Origin of the sequence: Nodosilinea sp. LEGE 07298 (assembly GCF_015207265.1) — a bacterium.
Taxonomy (GTDB): domain Bacteria; phylum Cyanobacteriota; class Cyanobacteriia; order Phormidesmidales; family Phormidesmidaceae; genus Nodosilinea.
In genome coordinates this window covers 19,145-34,149 of sequence record NZ_JADEXE010000002.1, presented here as the reverse complement: position 1 = coordinate 34,149, position 15,005 = coordinate 19,145, and the positions used below count along the sequence as shown (strand labels likewise).

The 15,005-nt window shown below is 56.6% G+C and carries 7 protein-coding genes; all 7 read right to left on the bottom strand.

Translation table 11 applies throughout. The features are described from left to right. Positions 1–4 precede the first annotated feature (4 nt). On the bottom strand, positions 5–1,063 hold the full coding sequence (locus tag IQ273_RS00490; protein WP_228052186.1) for a hypothetical protein: 1,059 nt from the start codon (positions 1,061–1,063) through the stop codon (positions 5–7). Beyond that, entirely contained in the window at positions 1,060–2,295 is a 1,236-nt protein-coding gene (locus IQ273_RS00485) for a DUF559 domain-containing protein (RefSeq protein WP_194021023.1), read from the bottom strand. The genes IQ273_RS00490 and IQ273_RS00485 overlap by 4 nt, the downstream gene beginning before the upstream one ends. A gap of 840 nt (positions 2,296–3,135) precedes the next feature. Further along, complete coding sequence (locus tag IQ273_RS00480) at positions 3,136–5,271, bottom strand: S8 family serine peptidase (protein ID WP_194021022.1); 2,136 nt, start codon at positions 5,269–5,271, stop codon at positions 3,136–3,138. A 171-nt stretch (positions 5,272–5,442) separates the two neighbouring features. Further along, positions 5,443–10,470, bottom strand: a complete 5,028-nt coding sequence (locus IQ273_RS00475) for a tetratricopeptide repeat protein (RefSeq protein WP_194021021.1) — start codon at positions 10,468–10,470, stop codon at positions 5,443–5,445. Between the two features lie 290 nt (positions 10,471–10,760). Next, positions 10,761–11,459 (bottom strand): hypothetical protein, encoded by a 699-nt coding sequence (locus IQ273_RS00470; RefSeq protein ID WP_194021020.1) that lies wholly within the window; start codon positions 11,457–11,459, stop codon positions 10,761–10,763. Next, positions 11,443–13,812 carry a CHASE2 domain-containing protein gene (locus tag IQ273_RS00465; RefSeq protein ID WP_194021019.1) on the bottom strand — a complete coding sequence of 790 codons (2,370 nt, stop codon included), beginning with the start codon at positions 13,810–13,812 and terminating at the stop codon, positions 11,443–11,445. The genes IQ273_RS00470 and IQ273_RS00465 overlap by 17 nt, the downstream gene beginning before the upstream one ends. Next, positions 13,809–15,002 carry a DUF1822 family protein gene (locus tag IQ273_RS00460; RefSeq protein ID WP_228052185.1) on the bottom strand — a complete coding sequence of 398 codons (1,194 nt, stop codon included), beginning with the start codon at positions 15,000–15,002 and terminating at the stop codon, positions 13,809–13,811. Before IQ273_RS00460 ends, IQ273_RS00465 begins: the two co-directional genes overlap by 4 nt. Positions 15,003–15,005 lie beyond the last annotated feature (3 nt).

Genomic DNA, 15,005 nt, shown 5'->3' with positions numbered 1-15,005 from the left:
GGCTTTAGTCAAGACGAATAAAATGGAACGTACTGTTTAGGTGATTAATTTCAGAGGCCGATACATCTTTGGCATCCAAGGCATAGGCTAGGTCAGCCCGACTTAGATCGAGTCTTCGCTGCTGATTAGCGTTTACCAAACGCTGTTTGAAGCCTTCTAGACTGAGCTTTAGGTCTGGGTGCTGTTGCTGTAAGGTTGCCCAGACCCGCGAGATAAATACTTTGGAGTCTCCTAACCGGCCATCTTGAGTTGCTTTAGCCGCATTGAGGGTAAGCTCAGCAAACTCCTCATCCGATAAGGTGGCCAGGTCATTCTTGTTAGAGGTATCAGGTTTTTGGGGTACCGGCTCTGTGCTGGTCAGGGCTTGACGCAAAATCGCGGTGCGCAGTTCATCAGGAGTGGTGCGCTTGGCTTGAGCGACCCTGGCCACCAGCTGTGATAGCGCCTTGTCCCAGGGCAGGGGTTTGGGGGCTTGAAGCAAATCATTCAGCAGTGCGGCCATGACAGTGCCCTGGTTAAATGCGTGCTGTTGCAGGTCGGGGAGCTGGGTCTGGAGCTTTTCAGCAGTTTTGGGGTTACACAGGTGCTGCCACAGTAGGGCATTGCGAGCCTGGGTGAGGGTGCTGAAGGGAGCAATGGACAGGTCAAAGCCCTGCTGGAGGATGGCCGCTCGCAGTCCATCTGCCTCCGCTAGCCGTCTACGGGTCTCGGTTGAAAGGGCGGGGAGGTTGAGGGCGTGGGCAATCCAGTCGGTGTTCTTCAGGGTTTTCCACTGGAGTCTGGGGGGCAGGGTCTTGAGTCTGAGGCCGTTAAGGATGTGCTGACGCCCGCGACCGCTCAGTTGGTGGCGGGACGAGCTGACAGGCTGGGTGTAGTCTTGCTCGCTGAGGTTGGTGAGGGTGGTTTCGATTTGCTCTGTATAGGCGGTGTTCGATAGCTCGCTGCCAGCGATCGCCTTGAGGGCAACTTTCAACTCGCTGATGGTCATACCGTTGGTATCGGCGAAAAGTAGGCGGCTCAAGAGCAAGTCTGATAGGGGAATGGGTCGCAGTGAAAGCATCATGCCTCCGAAGGGTGGGGGTTTAGGGGGGAGTGAGTGGCGATGGCCTGGTCAATGGCATCGAGAATGCCTTCGAGGTCACTGACCACGTCTTCTGAGAGGAAGCGCAGCACCAGAAACCCCTGCTGCTGCAAAAGCCGATCTTTGCGGCGATCGCGGCGGTAGTTATCGAGGGACTGGAAGTGATAGTGGCCATCTAATTCGATCACAATTTTGGCCGCTGCATCGAGAAAGTCCACCTCCATAGGGCGACCGCCAAAGTCTATATCTAACCGCGCATTCACCTGAAATCGCCCCATGGTCGTCGGTTTGGCCTCTAGATACTGAAACAAAAACCACTCCGCCTGACTGCGATAAACCTCTGCTGCCTCTGCTGTCGCGGGCTGGTGAGCCTGATTAAGGAGAGTCAGTGCGGCATCCAAGGCTTCTGGCGTAGTGCCGTGGGTTTCGGCTAGGTGAAGCAGGGGCTGAAGCTGCTCGTCGTCTAGGCCGTGAGTGCTCAACCACTGCCTAATGTTGCCCGGTTCGGGAGAGGGGACATCGATCAGGCCACCGCGCAACATTGCCTTAGCTCTCGATTCGGGCAGCTCATTCAGTAAGCCTTGACCCTGATCTGCGGTTAGCGCCAGAGCCACCGGAATCTGTGGCACCGCCTCTACCAACTGGGCAAGGGCGGTGAGGGCAGCCTCGCCCCAGTTATCCTCGGGCAGCAGCACCAATAGCCCCGGCACCACAGACTGCGGAAATAGCCGCGATACAGCAGCAAAGCTTGCCAACACCGTAGACGAGTCCTCAGACGCCAAATGCTTGGTTTGTGGCTCTAGGCCTGGGGAGTCAGGGAGCCAGGTGAGGATGGCTCGGAGCTGGTCGGCATCCTCTGAAAGGGGCGCTAGCTGCTGCCAAAACAGCTGACGCTGGTAGTCGCTGGTACTGGCTAAGAAGGCGGTTAGTTCCGCTTCGGGGCGATGGGTCAGAGCGGCAAGGCTTTGCAGAATCCGCGATCGCAGGTTGTCGTGTTGGGCAATTGCGGTGAGCCAGGTTTCTAGGAGGGCAGCAATTGAAGTGTAAACTCCCACACCCGTCTGGCGATGGGTCTGATCTGACCACAGGAGCCACAACTGACGAGCGGCAATGACTTTTCCCCGCAGAACAGACAGCGTCGGGATGGCCTGGCACCGCTGGGACTGGTGTAGGGCTAACCGGGCGATCGCGGTTGATTGCTGCTCAAAGGTCAAAATTTAGAAACGCCGTTTCACTAAAGGCCGGATTTCCCTGAGCGCCAGTGGCCAACACTGGGGCAGCAAACCGCGTATAGCCATCACCCTTAGACGACCCGACAGTACGTCCTAACCCGGCTGCCAATGGCTATGGTAGCCAAAATTTAAAAGGCTTCTCCCAAATTAGCTCTGCTTAGCCAAAGCTCAATCGATGTGTGAAGGTATATTTTCAATCGTCCTTCCAACGGCAGCAATGAGAGGTTGCCGCTTACGATTCGACTCTGGTGTCGGTTCTAGCGCCAGTACCGTCCTCAGCCTTCACCAACGTGAAACGGGTTATCCCATCAGCGATTACTCAGCTGTGATGCAAGAGCGACACTCCCATCGCTTTCAAACGAACATCTCTCCATTGATCTTGGGAGTAAGCAGGTGCTGGGTAGAGATGGATCAAACACAGTGGTGTGGTGAGGATGTCGTGGTATCACCCTTGATCAAATGGAAAGAGCTACAAAAGCGTGACATAGAACGTCAGCTTGGGAAGCTGATATATTTCCTTGATATACAAGGCTTTCAGGCAAAGGTTTTCAGGCCTATACCAATCTTATACCAGATTTATGGCTAGCTAGGATGCGCGCCCTGCGCTCGACTGTAGGTCAAAATAGAGAGCCTAGCGGCATAGAGCACTTCCAAACCCCACCGCCAAATTCATTAGCAGCGAGAACAGATCTACTCAGGAGATCGGAAGAGAGTAGATGCGCCAGCATAATTGCTGGCGCATCTATAGGTTGGCTACCCTTTGGGGCTATGGTGATTGCCTTGCCTTTGAAGAAGTTGTCTGTCAAGGCAGACTTCAGAAGTTCATCGCCTTGCCTTCGCTTGTCTTACAGCCGCAGCGGCGTTTACTAACCCCCTGCCAAAATAATACTGATCGGGCGAGACGGGGTCTGGGAAGTTGAAAATCCCTGTGGGCCGCAACACTTGGCTATCGAGCACGGTACCAAAGCCGACTTGAGCCTGGAGCCGATACTGATTGGCCTCAGATTGGGTGAGCTTCAACCCGTCATAGCTGGCTGTTGTGCCCAGAACTTCGGTGACCTGAGTGCGACTTAGCCTAGGGTTGGCGGCTAGCATCAGTGCTACGACCCCGGAGGTTGCCGGGGCAGAAAACGAGGTGCCCTGCACCTGCACAAAGCGACCCAGTTCATCGACACCCATGCCCCAGGGGTGCTTCGGTTGTTCTATCCCCTGCCAAAAGCCGGGCACCCAGGTGCCGCCTGTGGTTAAGATGCCGTGCATGGCTACTTGGCTTGTGTCGCCACCGGGGGCCACCACCGTGAGCCCGCCGCCGTAGCTGCTGTAGGGGGTGCGATCGCCGTTAATTGTCGTGGCCCCCACAGCGATCACGCCGGGGACAGCCGCCGGGAAGCTGACGCCATCCAAGCTCTCGTTACCCGCAGAGGCAATGATCACGAGATCGGGGTTGGCGTCGAGCACCGCCATGATCTGGTCGGTCAGCTCGCGGTCAGGCAACAACCCACCCAGGCTGAGGTTGATTACATTCGCGCCGCGATCGGCGGCGTACCCAATGGCTTCGACCAGCGATGCGATGGTGATTTCGCCCCCCAGACCAAACACTCGCACTGGCAAAATCTGAGCCTGGGGCGCAACGCCGATAATGCCCCGCTCTGTACCGGGGTTAGCGGCGACCACCCCGCTCGACCAGGTGCCGTGAAACTCGGCCATAGTGTCACCCTGAATCCACTGGCGAATGATGGTGGCCACCTGTCGGGGCAAAAACTCAGGCCTGGCTTGTTGGATGAAGTGGGTCAGATCGCTGTAGTGCTGAAGCAGGGCGCGATCGCCCAGTAAGAAGGTGTTCTGCAAATCCTCTCGCAGCAGATCTAGTTCTGCCGGGCTGATGCGGGTATCGGGGTCGCCCTGGATGCAGGCGTCAGCGTCGCACACCACGTCCTGGCTAGAGAAATCCCAACCGTGAATTTCGTTGGGTAGGCGGTTGGGCTGGGTATCGGGCACGGTGTAGAGGCTCTGCTGCAAGTCAGGGTGATCCCACTGGATCAGGCTATCGATGACGGCTACCACTACGCCTTCGCCCTGGGTGCCTTCCTGCCACGCCTGGGGCACCTGTAAATCGGTACGGACCTGGTGGGGGCCGCGAAAGGCAGTGCTGTCGAGGTGCCAGTGGAGGGGAAACAGGTCAGTGGCTACAGGCCAGTCTTTGGGGCCGGGCAGTCGCGCCAGCCAGTCATCCACGCGGGTCGCAGCACCTGAGGATGCGGCCATGGTATCGAGGGATTGGGGCACGCTGCGGTAGGATGCCGTTTGCACAAAGTTGGGCGTGGCTGACTGCACCCCGGCTACGCCGTTGAGTTGGTTGGCTAGGTTCAACACCCGTAGCCCATCGCCTTGGCGGGCGCTGACCAGGTAGCGGTTTGAGCTAAAGCGCAGGGGACGAATAATCTCCAGCCCCTGGCGGTTGAGGGTGAGCTGCACCTGGCTCTGGGGGGTGCCCGGCTCAAAGCTGACAATGATTTGGTTGGGCAGCAGAATGGTGTCGTCTTGGTTGGCGCGACTGAGCACGGGCACGGTGGCTTCGATGTAGGGCTGCTGTAGCCTTTCTTCAACGGCGGCTACTAGCTCGGCTTCCAGATTGGGTAGCTCAATGACAGCGTAGCGACTGCCTAAGGGACGTACCGAAACCTCTAAGGCAGGTGCAGGTTCTAGGTTGCGGGTGCCGCTGGGCTTCCCCAGCAGGGCTTGCTGCAATTGCTGGTACGGAGTAGTGACACTGCGAGTACCGCTGGGTTGGGGGGTGAGTAGGACGGCGATGCGATCGCGCCGTTGCACTAATGGAATGCGCTGGCCATAGAAGGTGTAGTAGAGGTCGTCGCCGCTGGGCTGGGCCAAGGCTGGGGCCAGCAATGGGGAAAGCCCCAGCAGCAGGCCAGCGAGAAAAAGGCACAACAGTTTTTTCATGGAGGTTCGCTCATAGGATGGGTCTAGCCAGACCTATCTCTAGCGACGATGAGCTTATTCACTCACCGAGCCCATTCGTCGGGCATGGGGTGCCAGTTGCCCGAGAACAAGAATGAGGCCCAGAGTGCCATACTTTGGCTAGGGGTTTATCTGGCTCTACCAAGGCCCGGTCTATAAGCCATTGCCAATCAAGATGAAGGGTGCCCAGTGATAGGGATGCTGAAACCCGGTGTCTGAGATGGGTTGACTGGGCCGCGATTCCAATTCGATGGTGGCGCGGCTAGCAGCAAGGCGAGTTTCGCTATCTTCGTCGTAGAGCAAACTGAGTTGGGCCTGGCGTAGGGCTTCCGCTTTGGTCAGTTCGCCAGAGGCCAGCAGTTCGTAGAAGCGCTGCATCAGCAGGCTGGTGCTGCTGTCGTTAACGGCCCAGAGGGAAGCGATGACGGTTTTGGCCCGGCCTGTTTTGAGGAAGTAGGAGCTAATTCCGGCAATTTCGGTGCCGTCTCCGGCTTCGGCACCTAAAGCGGTTTGGCAGGCGGAGAGCACCACCATGTGCAGGTTGCTCAGGCGTCCGCTCATATCGTCAATGTCGGTCACCCGTAGTTTTTGCCCATCCCCCAGGAGAATAAACGAGTCCTCTTTACGACCGGGCACAAAGGCGGCATGGCTGGCAATGTGCAGGACGCGATGGTTCAGCACGTTATCTTTCAACTGATCTAGGGTAAAGGCTTCATTTAGATATATTTGACCGGGATAAATGCCGATGGTGTCGGTGGCATCGCTGAGGATGATGTTATCCAGCTCAGGCTCAACTGCAGGTAGAGGGGTGAAGCCAGAGATAGGCTGGCTCAGCCCTAACCCCAGCACATGGGACTCGTCAAGGCCGGTAAGGCGGTCTTCAGTGTCGGTGAGTGCTGGTGAGATGACGGTGGAAAGGGTGTAGCGTTCAATTAGAAACTGCTCCCCATCGAACAGGGCCGCCATAGGAATGTAGCGAGTGATGCGGTCATTGACGAAAATCAGCTTTTGGATGTTGTTCCTCTGTAGTTCGGCTTCCAGGGGTTCCACGATCCAACCGTAGAGTTGCTGGCTGGCAGCCTGCAGCTCGGCCAAGTTTCCCCCAGAGGTGAGCAACTCACCAAAGCGCTGCACAGTCCTGGCCAGTTCCCCCTGTGAAACCTCGACCTGGACGGTACCGACGGCGCTGCCAGCAGCCCACAGCAGCCACAGTTTGTCTTCGGTGATGAAGGGATAAATCAGCACCGAGTTGGGGTTAGCGGCCAGTAAATCTTGAGCCGCTCCACTGAGGTTGTCAGGATCTTGGAACAGTGGGTCGTCATAGCGGTTGTCCCGCACGGTGGCTTCAAAGGCTCTCACCTGTTGGTTATAGGCCTGGATCAGCTGATCCTGCTGATCCAATAGACCACCGAGCTGATTGCAGTTAGTCTGCTGGCATTCATAAAGTCTCTGGCCAAAGGCGATCAGGCTGAAGTGGGCCTCAATGACAGGTTCCTCTAAGTTGGTATAAGCCAGTTTGCTACCCGTCCAAGTGGCACGGGTAGTATGGGTAAACTCCCGCAGTTCTTCCAGTTTTAACAAGTCGAGCACCTGCTGGGCTTCAGGAATACGTCCCTGTTCCAGCAGCAGGTCGGCCAGGTCGCGGTAGGTGTCAGCAACACTGTCGGTGTAGGACTGCTGCAAATCACGGGACAACTCCCGCAAACTACCGCGAATGCCCTCCCGCAGGTTGACGGCTTGTTTATAAAACACGATGGCCAATTCGGGCTGAGTTGCTTTCAACACCTGCCCTAGGTTAGCCAGGGTCTCCGCCTCTTTGGCCAGTTCCCCGGTTTCCTGGTGAATCGCCATGGCCTGCTGCAAAATTTCCACGGCTTTCGAGATTTCTCCCCGGCTGCCATAGGCCAGACCCAGATGGGTCAGGGTATTGCCCTTATCGAAGCGAACTCCGATTTGGCGCTGGGTCTTCAACGCTTGCTCCAGCAGCTCAATTGTGTCGTCAAATCGCCCATTCAGCTGGTGAAGTCGGCCAATCGCGACCAACCCCCGAGCTTCGTTAGCGACATCCCCCATGTCTTGAGCTAGTCGCAGGGCCTTTTGCAAGTGTTCTAAGGCCAGTTCATACTGGCTTTGAGCCTGGTAAATCTTACCTAGCCAGCTCAGGGCAGACATTTCTGCGGCTTTTTCTCCAACTTCCTGGCTGATCTGGAGAGCCTCCTGATAGTAAGTCAGGGCCTGGTCATACTGCCCTAATTGAACATAGATTTGCCCCAAACCTGCCAAGGCAGAAACCTGGTTAGGGCCACCTCCCAACTCCTGACGAATGCTGGCCGCATGCTGTTGTACTTCTAGAGCTTTAGCGTAGTCTGCTTGAGTGGCATAGAGAGCCGCAATGTTGCCTAAAGCAGAGGCTTCGGCAGTGCGATCGCCCGTGGTTCTGGTAATATCTAGAGCCTGATAGAGGTACTCTAGAGCTTTTTCATTATGGCCCTGCTCATGGTGAATCAGAGCCATGTTGTTCAGGTTTGTGTTGTCCGCTTCGCCCAGTTGCTGGCGAATATCCAACGACGTTTGATAAAGGTCTAAGGCTTCTGTCAGCTTGCCTTGATCTTTATAAACACCGCCAATGTGAGCTAGCAGAGATGCTTCTGTAGAGGGATCGCCAATATCTTGAGTGATCGCTAAGCCTGTTTGAAACAGTTCCAGCGCCTCGGGATAGCGCCCCTGCTGTTCATAAACCATGCCTAAGTTGTTCAATGCCGTGGCTTCTTGGGAACGGCTATTAATGTCTCTAGCAGTCTGCAAAGATTGCTGATAGACCTCGATTGCTTGGGTGTACTCTCCGATACTGGCATAAACTGTTCCCAAATTGTTTAAGGCTGTCATCTCATTGTGGCGATCGCTAATGCCTCGATGAAACTCCAAAACCTGCTGATAGACTTCGATGGCCTCGGAATAACGACCCAGCCCGTGGTAGACCAGCGCCAGATTGTTCAGAGTGACTGAATTGCGATGCTGGAAAATACTCAGGCAATTTTGCTGCCCCCGTACCCCCAAGCTGGCTGCACTTTCCCCACACAGGCGTTCAACCGCTTCTAGCCCCTCAGCTTGCAACTGCTGAATCGCCGATTGGTCAATCTCCCAAGCTTGTTGTAACGGCTCCAGGGCCTGCAAATATTGACCCCGAGTAGCATGGATTGCACCAATATTGTTGAAGACGACATTTCCTATACTGGGGTTGTCCAATTCCTGAGCCAGCAACCCAGCCTGCTGGTAATACTCCAATGCCACATCATACTGTCGAGTATCATCATAAATTTTGCCTATGGCCAGCAGCAGGGAAAGTTCCAATTCTTCAGCCTGAGGGAGTTTATCGTGGGCAATTTTCAGGGCCTGCTGCCCTATTAATAGCGCCTGTTCATATTGATCCAGACGTGCGTATTCCTGAGCAACTGAAAGTAGTTGTCGTACTTGAAAATCGAAATTTCCAAGTTGTTCTGCAATGGCCGCACTGGTTCCAGAGGCCTGAATAGATTCTGTAGATTGAGCAGCATTGGAATGAGCTATTCCTAAATTATTTAGAGCCACCATCTTACGTTCTAAAAACGCTGTTTCTGGCAAACGCTCTCGATAGGTCTCTAAGAGGTCTAATGTTCGTTGAGAAGCCACTACTTCTTCGACATAGTTATTCTGATAGCCATAACTCCAAGCTAGATTCAAGTAGCTACCGATGATGCCCTCGATTGCATTCTGCTCTTGCTGAATATCTTCCAGTTCTAATGCAATGATTCGGGCTGCTTGAAACAGTTCAATACTTTGTTGGTAAACTAACCGACTTTCCTCATAGGCTTCGGTATCCCGTAAAGCATTTCCCTGTTGGATGAGGGTATGGCCTAGGCCAAACAGAGCATGAGCTTCCTTGAGGCGGTCGGAAATCTGCTGGGCAATGGTCAACCCCTGCCGATAGGCGGCCTCTGCTTCAACGGTTTTTTCCTGAAAGTAATAGACTTGCCCCATGCTATTCAGCACATCGGCCTCGTACCAACGATTCTCTTCTGAGCGGTATAACTCTAGCGCCTGCTGATAGGCCGCCAGCGCCTGGGGATATTGCTCAAGACTCTGATAGGTAATGCCCAGCCAGTGCAAACTGTGAGCTTGCTGGTCGTAATCTTCCGCCTGCTCAAAGGCGTTGGCCGACTGTTGATAGGCTTCTACGGCCTGTGCGTCCTGGTCTTGTTCGGTATAAAGCCTGCCGATTCTAAAGGACGTGGAACCAATCCTCAAAGGCTGTCCTAGGGTCTGGTATAGCGACAATGCCTGCTGATAGGCTTCTAGGGCTAGTGCCTCCTTTGATCGCTGCTGATACAACTGCCCTTTGGACAATAACGTTCCCGCTTCCACTGCCAAATTGCTAATGGCGCGGCCAAGGGTAAGCGATTGCTCAAAAAAGCTCAGGGCTTGATCGAATTCCTCGGCTCTTAAAGCTCCCAGCCCCGCCCATTGCAGCGTCAGGGCCTGGTAGTACTTTCGCCTTAGATCCAGTTCTGGTGAAGATGAGGGCTGCTCCAGGTAGGCCAGCGCCTGTTGAAACTGCTCTCGGGCGGCGGCGATGTTGCCCTGCGCCATATAGACTGCACCCAGATTGAGCCGACTCACGTTCAAGGGAAACTTATCCTCTAAAGTTGAACCCAGCTCCAGGGCTTGCTGATAGCTAGCCTCAGCTTCCTCTAGTTGGCCTAGGTTGCGTTGGGCCACTCCCGCAATATTTAAGGCCCAGACTTCTCCCCAATCGTTTTGGTGAGTACGGGCGATCTCCAGGGCTTGTTGAGCCAGGTCTAAAGCTTCGTCATGGCGATTCTGCCAGAGGTAGACTTCTGCGATCGCGGTCAGACTTGCCACCTCACCCCGGTAACGCTCCGGCCTATCCCCTAGCGCCCGGTACTCAGCCAGAGCCACCTGAAGCACCTCCAGAGCCTCGGCAAATTTGCCTCGATAGTACAAAGCCTGCCCCTCTTGAAGCAGCCGACCCGGTTCAATATTCTGGCTGGCAGACAGCAAGTTAGCCCTGATCTGGCCTGGCGCTTGAGGGGGAAGTTCTTCTGAAAATCCCGCTGCCGACGTGATTGGCACCATCAATGCCGTCAGTACCACTAGACCAAGCCACTTTGTTGAATATCGCATTGTGAGCAGTTGGAGATAGTTAAGGTGTCATCAGCATATATCTCTGGCTAGAAGAGACTGATTCACTTTGGGGCAAATTTTTAGCGGACTCTCGCTGCCTGAGCGGCAGTAACTCTAGATCCCCTTGCGCCGTTGCACCAGTGGCATGCGCTGACCGTAGAAGGCGTAGTGGAGGCCGTCACGGCTGGTAGGGGTTTGCCCCACGATATCTTTACAATCCGTTCAAGGTGCAGGGACAAAGCTTAAAGTGCCTCAGGCCACCGACGAATAGCCATCACAACCTCTCTGCCTCAAGGGGCCTCAGGCTGTTCATCGGAACAAAACATCTCGACCACCTCAACCTGCCGCTGTTGCATCTCGGGCGAAGGCTCAGCCACCGCAAACAATGCTTGCAGCGCATCAGAGGCTAGCCCCCGATCGGCGAAGAAATTGGCTCGGGCCAAGGCGCTAGTTTCAACATCGGCATTCTCAGCCGCTAGAGAATCCTCCAGGGTTTCTAGCTCGGTAGCAATTTGGGCATAGGTGTCATCGTCCATCACTTCAAAAGGCGTAAAAATCCCAGTGGCCAACAACGGGCTAGAAAAGGCCAGCTCATAGGAGCCAGGGGCCAGCGGTGCTTCTGAATAAAGGACGCGATGTACCCCGTCCGGTGCGGCTGCTTCTACCGTTTCTTCCCAAAAGGGCGCTTGGGCAGGTTGTCGCAGGGCAATAGTTTTCAGCCCTGTCCAGACAAAAGCCGGGTTGCGGTTCCAGACGAGTTGATGATCGGCGATGGTGATTTCGCACTGACCGGGCACCCTGGGGCCACCATTATCCCCAGCGCGGCGGTCTTCGGCTTCGCGGCGAAAAAAGTCCCACATTGATGCCAAACCCGGCGGGTCAGGGGTTTGGGCTTGGGCTAACCCAGCCCTGGCTAGACTGACGCTGCCGATCGCCACTAACCCAACTACTGCCAAGCCGAACCGAGAGAGTTTATGCAGACTGACCATGGTGTCTCCTTAAAACGGGTAAAAGATACAAACCGGTCGTGATAGACGGCAGGAACCAGGGCAGCAGGATTAAACCGCTAACGTAGAGCTGCAGGCACAGCAGCCCGTAGCCTGCCGTAGCCCCGACAAAAATGCCCAGCGATCGCACCGGGTAGCGTCCCATACGATGCCCTAACCCCAGAGCGATCGCCTTGCCCCCCACAGCTGCCACCAGCACCATCCATAGATCAGGTACCGGCATTACCAGGTGCCCGGTCAAAAAATGGTGGGCCATATAGGCGTGGGCTTCCCCGCCGCTGAGAATGCCGACGCCATCCCCACGCCAGTAGGCTACCGCTGCAGGCAAGGCCCAGCTATCCTCTTCTACCTCGTCATAGCCACCGGCCATAATGATCACCACCTGCCCTTGCAGGCTGGGTAAATCTAGCGCTTGCAGCGCCTGATCAGGGTTTTGCAACAGTTGCCAGGCGGGAATGGTTTGATACACCTGGGCTGGAGGAATCGAAAAATCGAGGATGGGGTGCAGCCAGCGCTGATAAAACCAGCGGGAGAGATTGGTCACAATGCTAAGGTTGGCCCGAGGGGAGATCGGTGGCTCGCCTCCGTAGGCCGCTTCCCAATGACTTTCGACCAAAGACTGAAGCGGCTTTTGGCTCTGCAAATCGGGATAGGGCAGATTTGGGGCTGGGTTTTGGCTGAGGTGGTGGGCGATCGCCAGCTGGTAGCTAAAGGGCAAAGGCCGCTCCGACCATCCCCGCAGCTGCACATGCCACCAGGGCACGCGAATATCGCCCTCCAGGCTCCAGTTGTTGACGGCCACCTCGGGATGCACCGTCAGCCATTCTCCCGGATCGTTGCGCTTGGTTGCTAAGGCAAACCACTGCTGGTCTTGCTCAACCCCCTGCTCTAGGGCCTGCCGGAGCAAAGCATCGTTTTCAGTGGGGCGATCGAGCAGATAGTCGATGCCCACCACCTCGGCGTCTAAGTCGCCCAGCTGAGTGACCAGATCGGCCAGTAGGGTGCGATCAATAGGCGAAGGTCTGAGAATTCGCCGCTCTTGCAGGGTGCGATCGTCGATCCGCACCAGCACAATGGGGCTGGGGCTGGGGCCGAGTTGGGCCGTGACATCGCGGTAAACCGCCTGGGCCAGCACCCGCTGGCTGAGCAGCCAGTCTTGCACCGGGGGCAGCAGGCTCACCACCGCTAGCGCCCCCACTGCGGCCATTTCCCAGGGGGTGGGTCGCCAGCGCCGTAGGGTTTTGCGCCATCCCGCAGGCTGAAGCTGGTAGGGCACCGACTCAGGATGGCGAAACAGCGAGGGTACCAGGTAAGCCGAGGGGTGGGTGAGGTTTTGCTCTAGCTTGAGGAACTGGCAGGTGCCTTGCAGAGCCTCCTGCACCGTTTGGTAACGAGCCAGCCGCTGCACCAGCTGCACCAAAAACACCTGGGCCACCTCGTTGTGGATTGGCTCACGCATCACCGCCACCTGGCTCAGGCCTAGGCTGATTAGCCCCTGGGCAATGTCGAGGCCGCTGCACGAATTAAACAGGGCAAATTGCAGCCCCCGCTGCTGGGCCTGGCGGAGGTAGGGGCTGAGTTCTTTGATGGCAATGGCAGTGTGTGGCGCAATGGAAATCTGCCCATCCAGCAGCGCGGCCTCGTTGCTGTGGCCAGCAAAAAACAGCACGTCCCAGCCTTGAGGAGCGGCGATCGCCTCACAGATGCGCTGCTTTAGGGCAGCAGCATTTTCCCCCGGCTGCCAGCCGACGTAATGAACGTCTAGAAGCAACTTTTGACTACTGAGGGCACGTCGCTCATCCGAAAAATCGAGGCCCGTGTCATCGCCCAAAATGGCTAGCACCCTGGCTTTGCCCCGCCGGAACCCTTTACGATCGACGGTGGCAGATTGGATGGTGGCGGGCGATCGCACCATTTGTACCTGGGGGCCAAACTCCCATGTTTCCCAGGGGAGACGGGCCAGCTCCAGGGGGGTGCAGGTCAAGAACAGCTCTCGGTTTTCTGCAGGCACCTGGGCCATGCGCCGCAGCTCTTCCCGCAGGTCATAGAGATCGCTGTGCTTGAGCCAGGTGTGAAACTCCGACAGCAGCCGCGCCTCGGCCTGCACTAGCTGACTGTGCCAATCTACCGCCAGGGCCGCCACCTGCCCCACGGCCCCAGGCCGCCCCCGCAGCGACTGCTTGTAGTAGCCCAGGTAGGCCCGTCGCCAGGCCTCGTACAGCCCCGACAGCTGAGCTGGAAACGTCAGGCTGGCAGTCAACCGCTGCCCCTTGCCCCAGGCCAGCTCAAACAGGCAGCTCTGGTCGATTTTGTGAATCGTGAGTCGGTAAGTCATGATTGGGACATCTCAGGCTGAAACACAAACGGAGGCCAGTTGAGAGTGTTACCGTTGGGCAGCTCGACGGTGGCGGTAAAGGCTTCATTCCAGGTACCGATCGCCTGAGCGTAGAGAAAGCCGTTTTCGTTACCCTGAGCCAGGGTTTGCTCCGCCAGAACGGTGGTGGCATCGCGCACAGTCAACCGCGTGCCGGGAGGCAGGGTTTCGCCGGGTACCGGGCCCAGAAACAGAAAGAGCGTCCACTCTGGCGGCTGGGCGGTTGGCATTGTCCAGGTCAGTGCGTAAAGGCGGAAGGGGAATCCGGTGCTTTGCAGGTCGGTGTAGGCCCCTCGCGCTGTGGGAGGAATTGTGACCCCTGCGGGCTGCAACTCCCGCAGAATATCTTCCAGTTGCTCAGCCGGTTCTCTGAGGTTTGCAACGCGACCGGAGCGAATGGCACTGGCCAGATCCAGGGGCGGTAGCAGCATCCAGGTCAATCCATCGATTGCGGCATTGAGCTGATTTTGTAGCCAGCGACCGACGTTGATGGAAGCGCGCTGGGAAACCGGTTGGACGCGGGAGGAAACGGGTGCGATCGCAGCCTGGCTCAACTGCACCGGGTTGAGGCAGGTGAGGTACAGCAAAATATCGTTGGGAGTGCTGTCGAAGGCGGTAACGGGTAAGCGGTAGGTGCCGTTGTTTCGAGCGATTAGCATTCCCTGTTGCTGGAGGGCGAGCAGGCGATCGCGCCGCAGCCCGGCCAAAATGGTCACTTGGTCAACTTCTTCCTGCACCTCGGCCAAAATATAGAGGTGGGCAAAGTCAGTCTCGTCCTGCACCGTAGCGGCTGGAATAGCTACCTCGTCGTCGCTGAGGCTGCCCTGGGCCACCAGGCAGAGACGATAGTCGCCCACTCGACCGTTGATGCCGGGGGTAGGGGGCTGGTGGCGATCGTAGTAAAGGGCCAAATCTAGGGCACCGGCCTCTAGCCACTGCCGCAATCCCTGAAGCGCCATGGCTCGCAAAAACGTTGACCACTGCTGTGCCCCATCAGGCACCTGTTGGCCCACTTGCGCCGCCCAGCTTACGGCCTCGGTCGAGAGCGTGATGGTGGTGGCCCGCAGCGGGTCAAACTCAAAATCGATGGGGTCTGGGGAATCACTCATGGCGTTTAGGTTAGCGGGTGAATGGAAGGTGGGGAAAGTCATGGT

Excerpts from the sequence above, each read along its gene's own strand:
- IQ273_RS00470 (WP_194021020.1), bottom strand. The coding sequence starts at position 11,459 with ATGGTCAGTCTGCATAAACTCTCTCGGTTCGGCTTGGCAGTAGTTGGG.
- IQ273_RS00490 (WP_228052186.1), bottom strand. The coding sequence starts at position 1,063 with ATGATGCTTTCACTGCGACCCATTCCCCTATCAGACTTGCTCTTGAGC.
- IQ273_RS00465 (WP_194021019.1), bottom strand. The coding sequence starts at position 13,812 with ATGACTTACCGACTCACGATTCACAAAATCGACCAGAGCTGCCTGTTT.
- IQ273_RS00480 (WP_194021022.1), bottom strand. The coding sequence starts at position 5,271 with ATGAAAAAACTGTTGTGCCTTTTTCTCGCTGGCCTGCTGCTGGGGCTT.
- IQ273_RS00475 (WP_194021021.1), bottom strand. The coding sequence starts at position 10,470 with ATGCGATATTCAACAAAGTGGCTTGGTCTAGTGGTACTGACGGCATTG.
- IQ273_RS00460 (WP_228052185.1), bottom strand. The coding sequence starts at position 15,002 with ATGACTTTCCCCACCTTCCATTCACCCGCTAACCTAAACGCCATGAGT.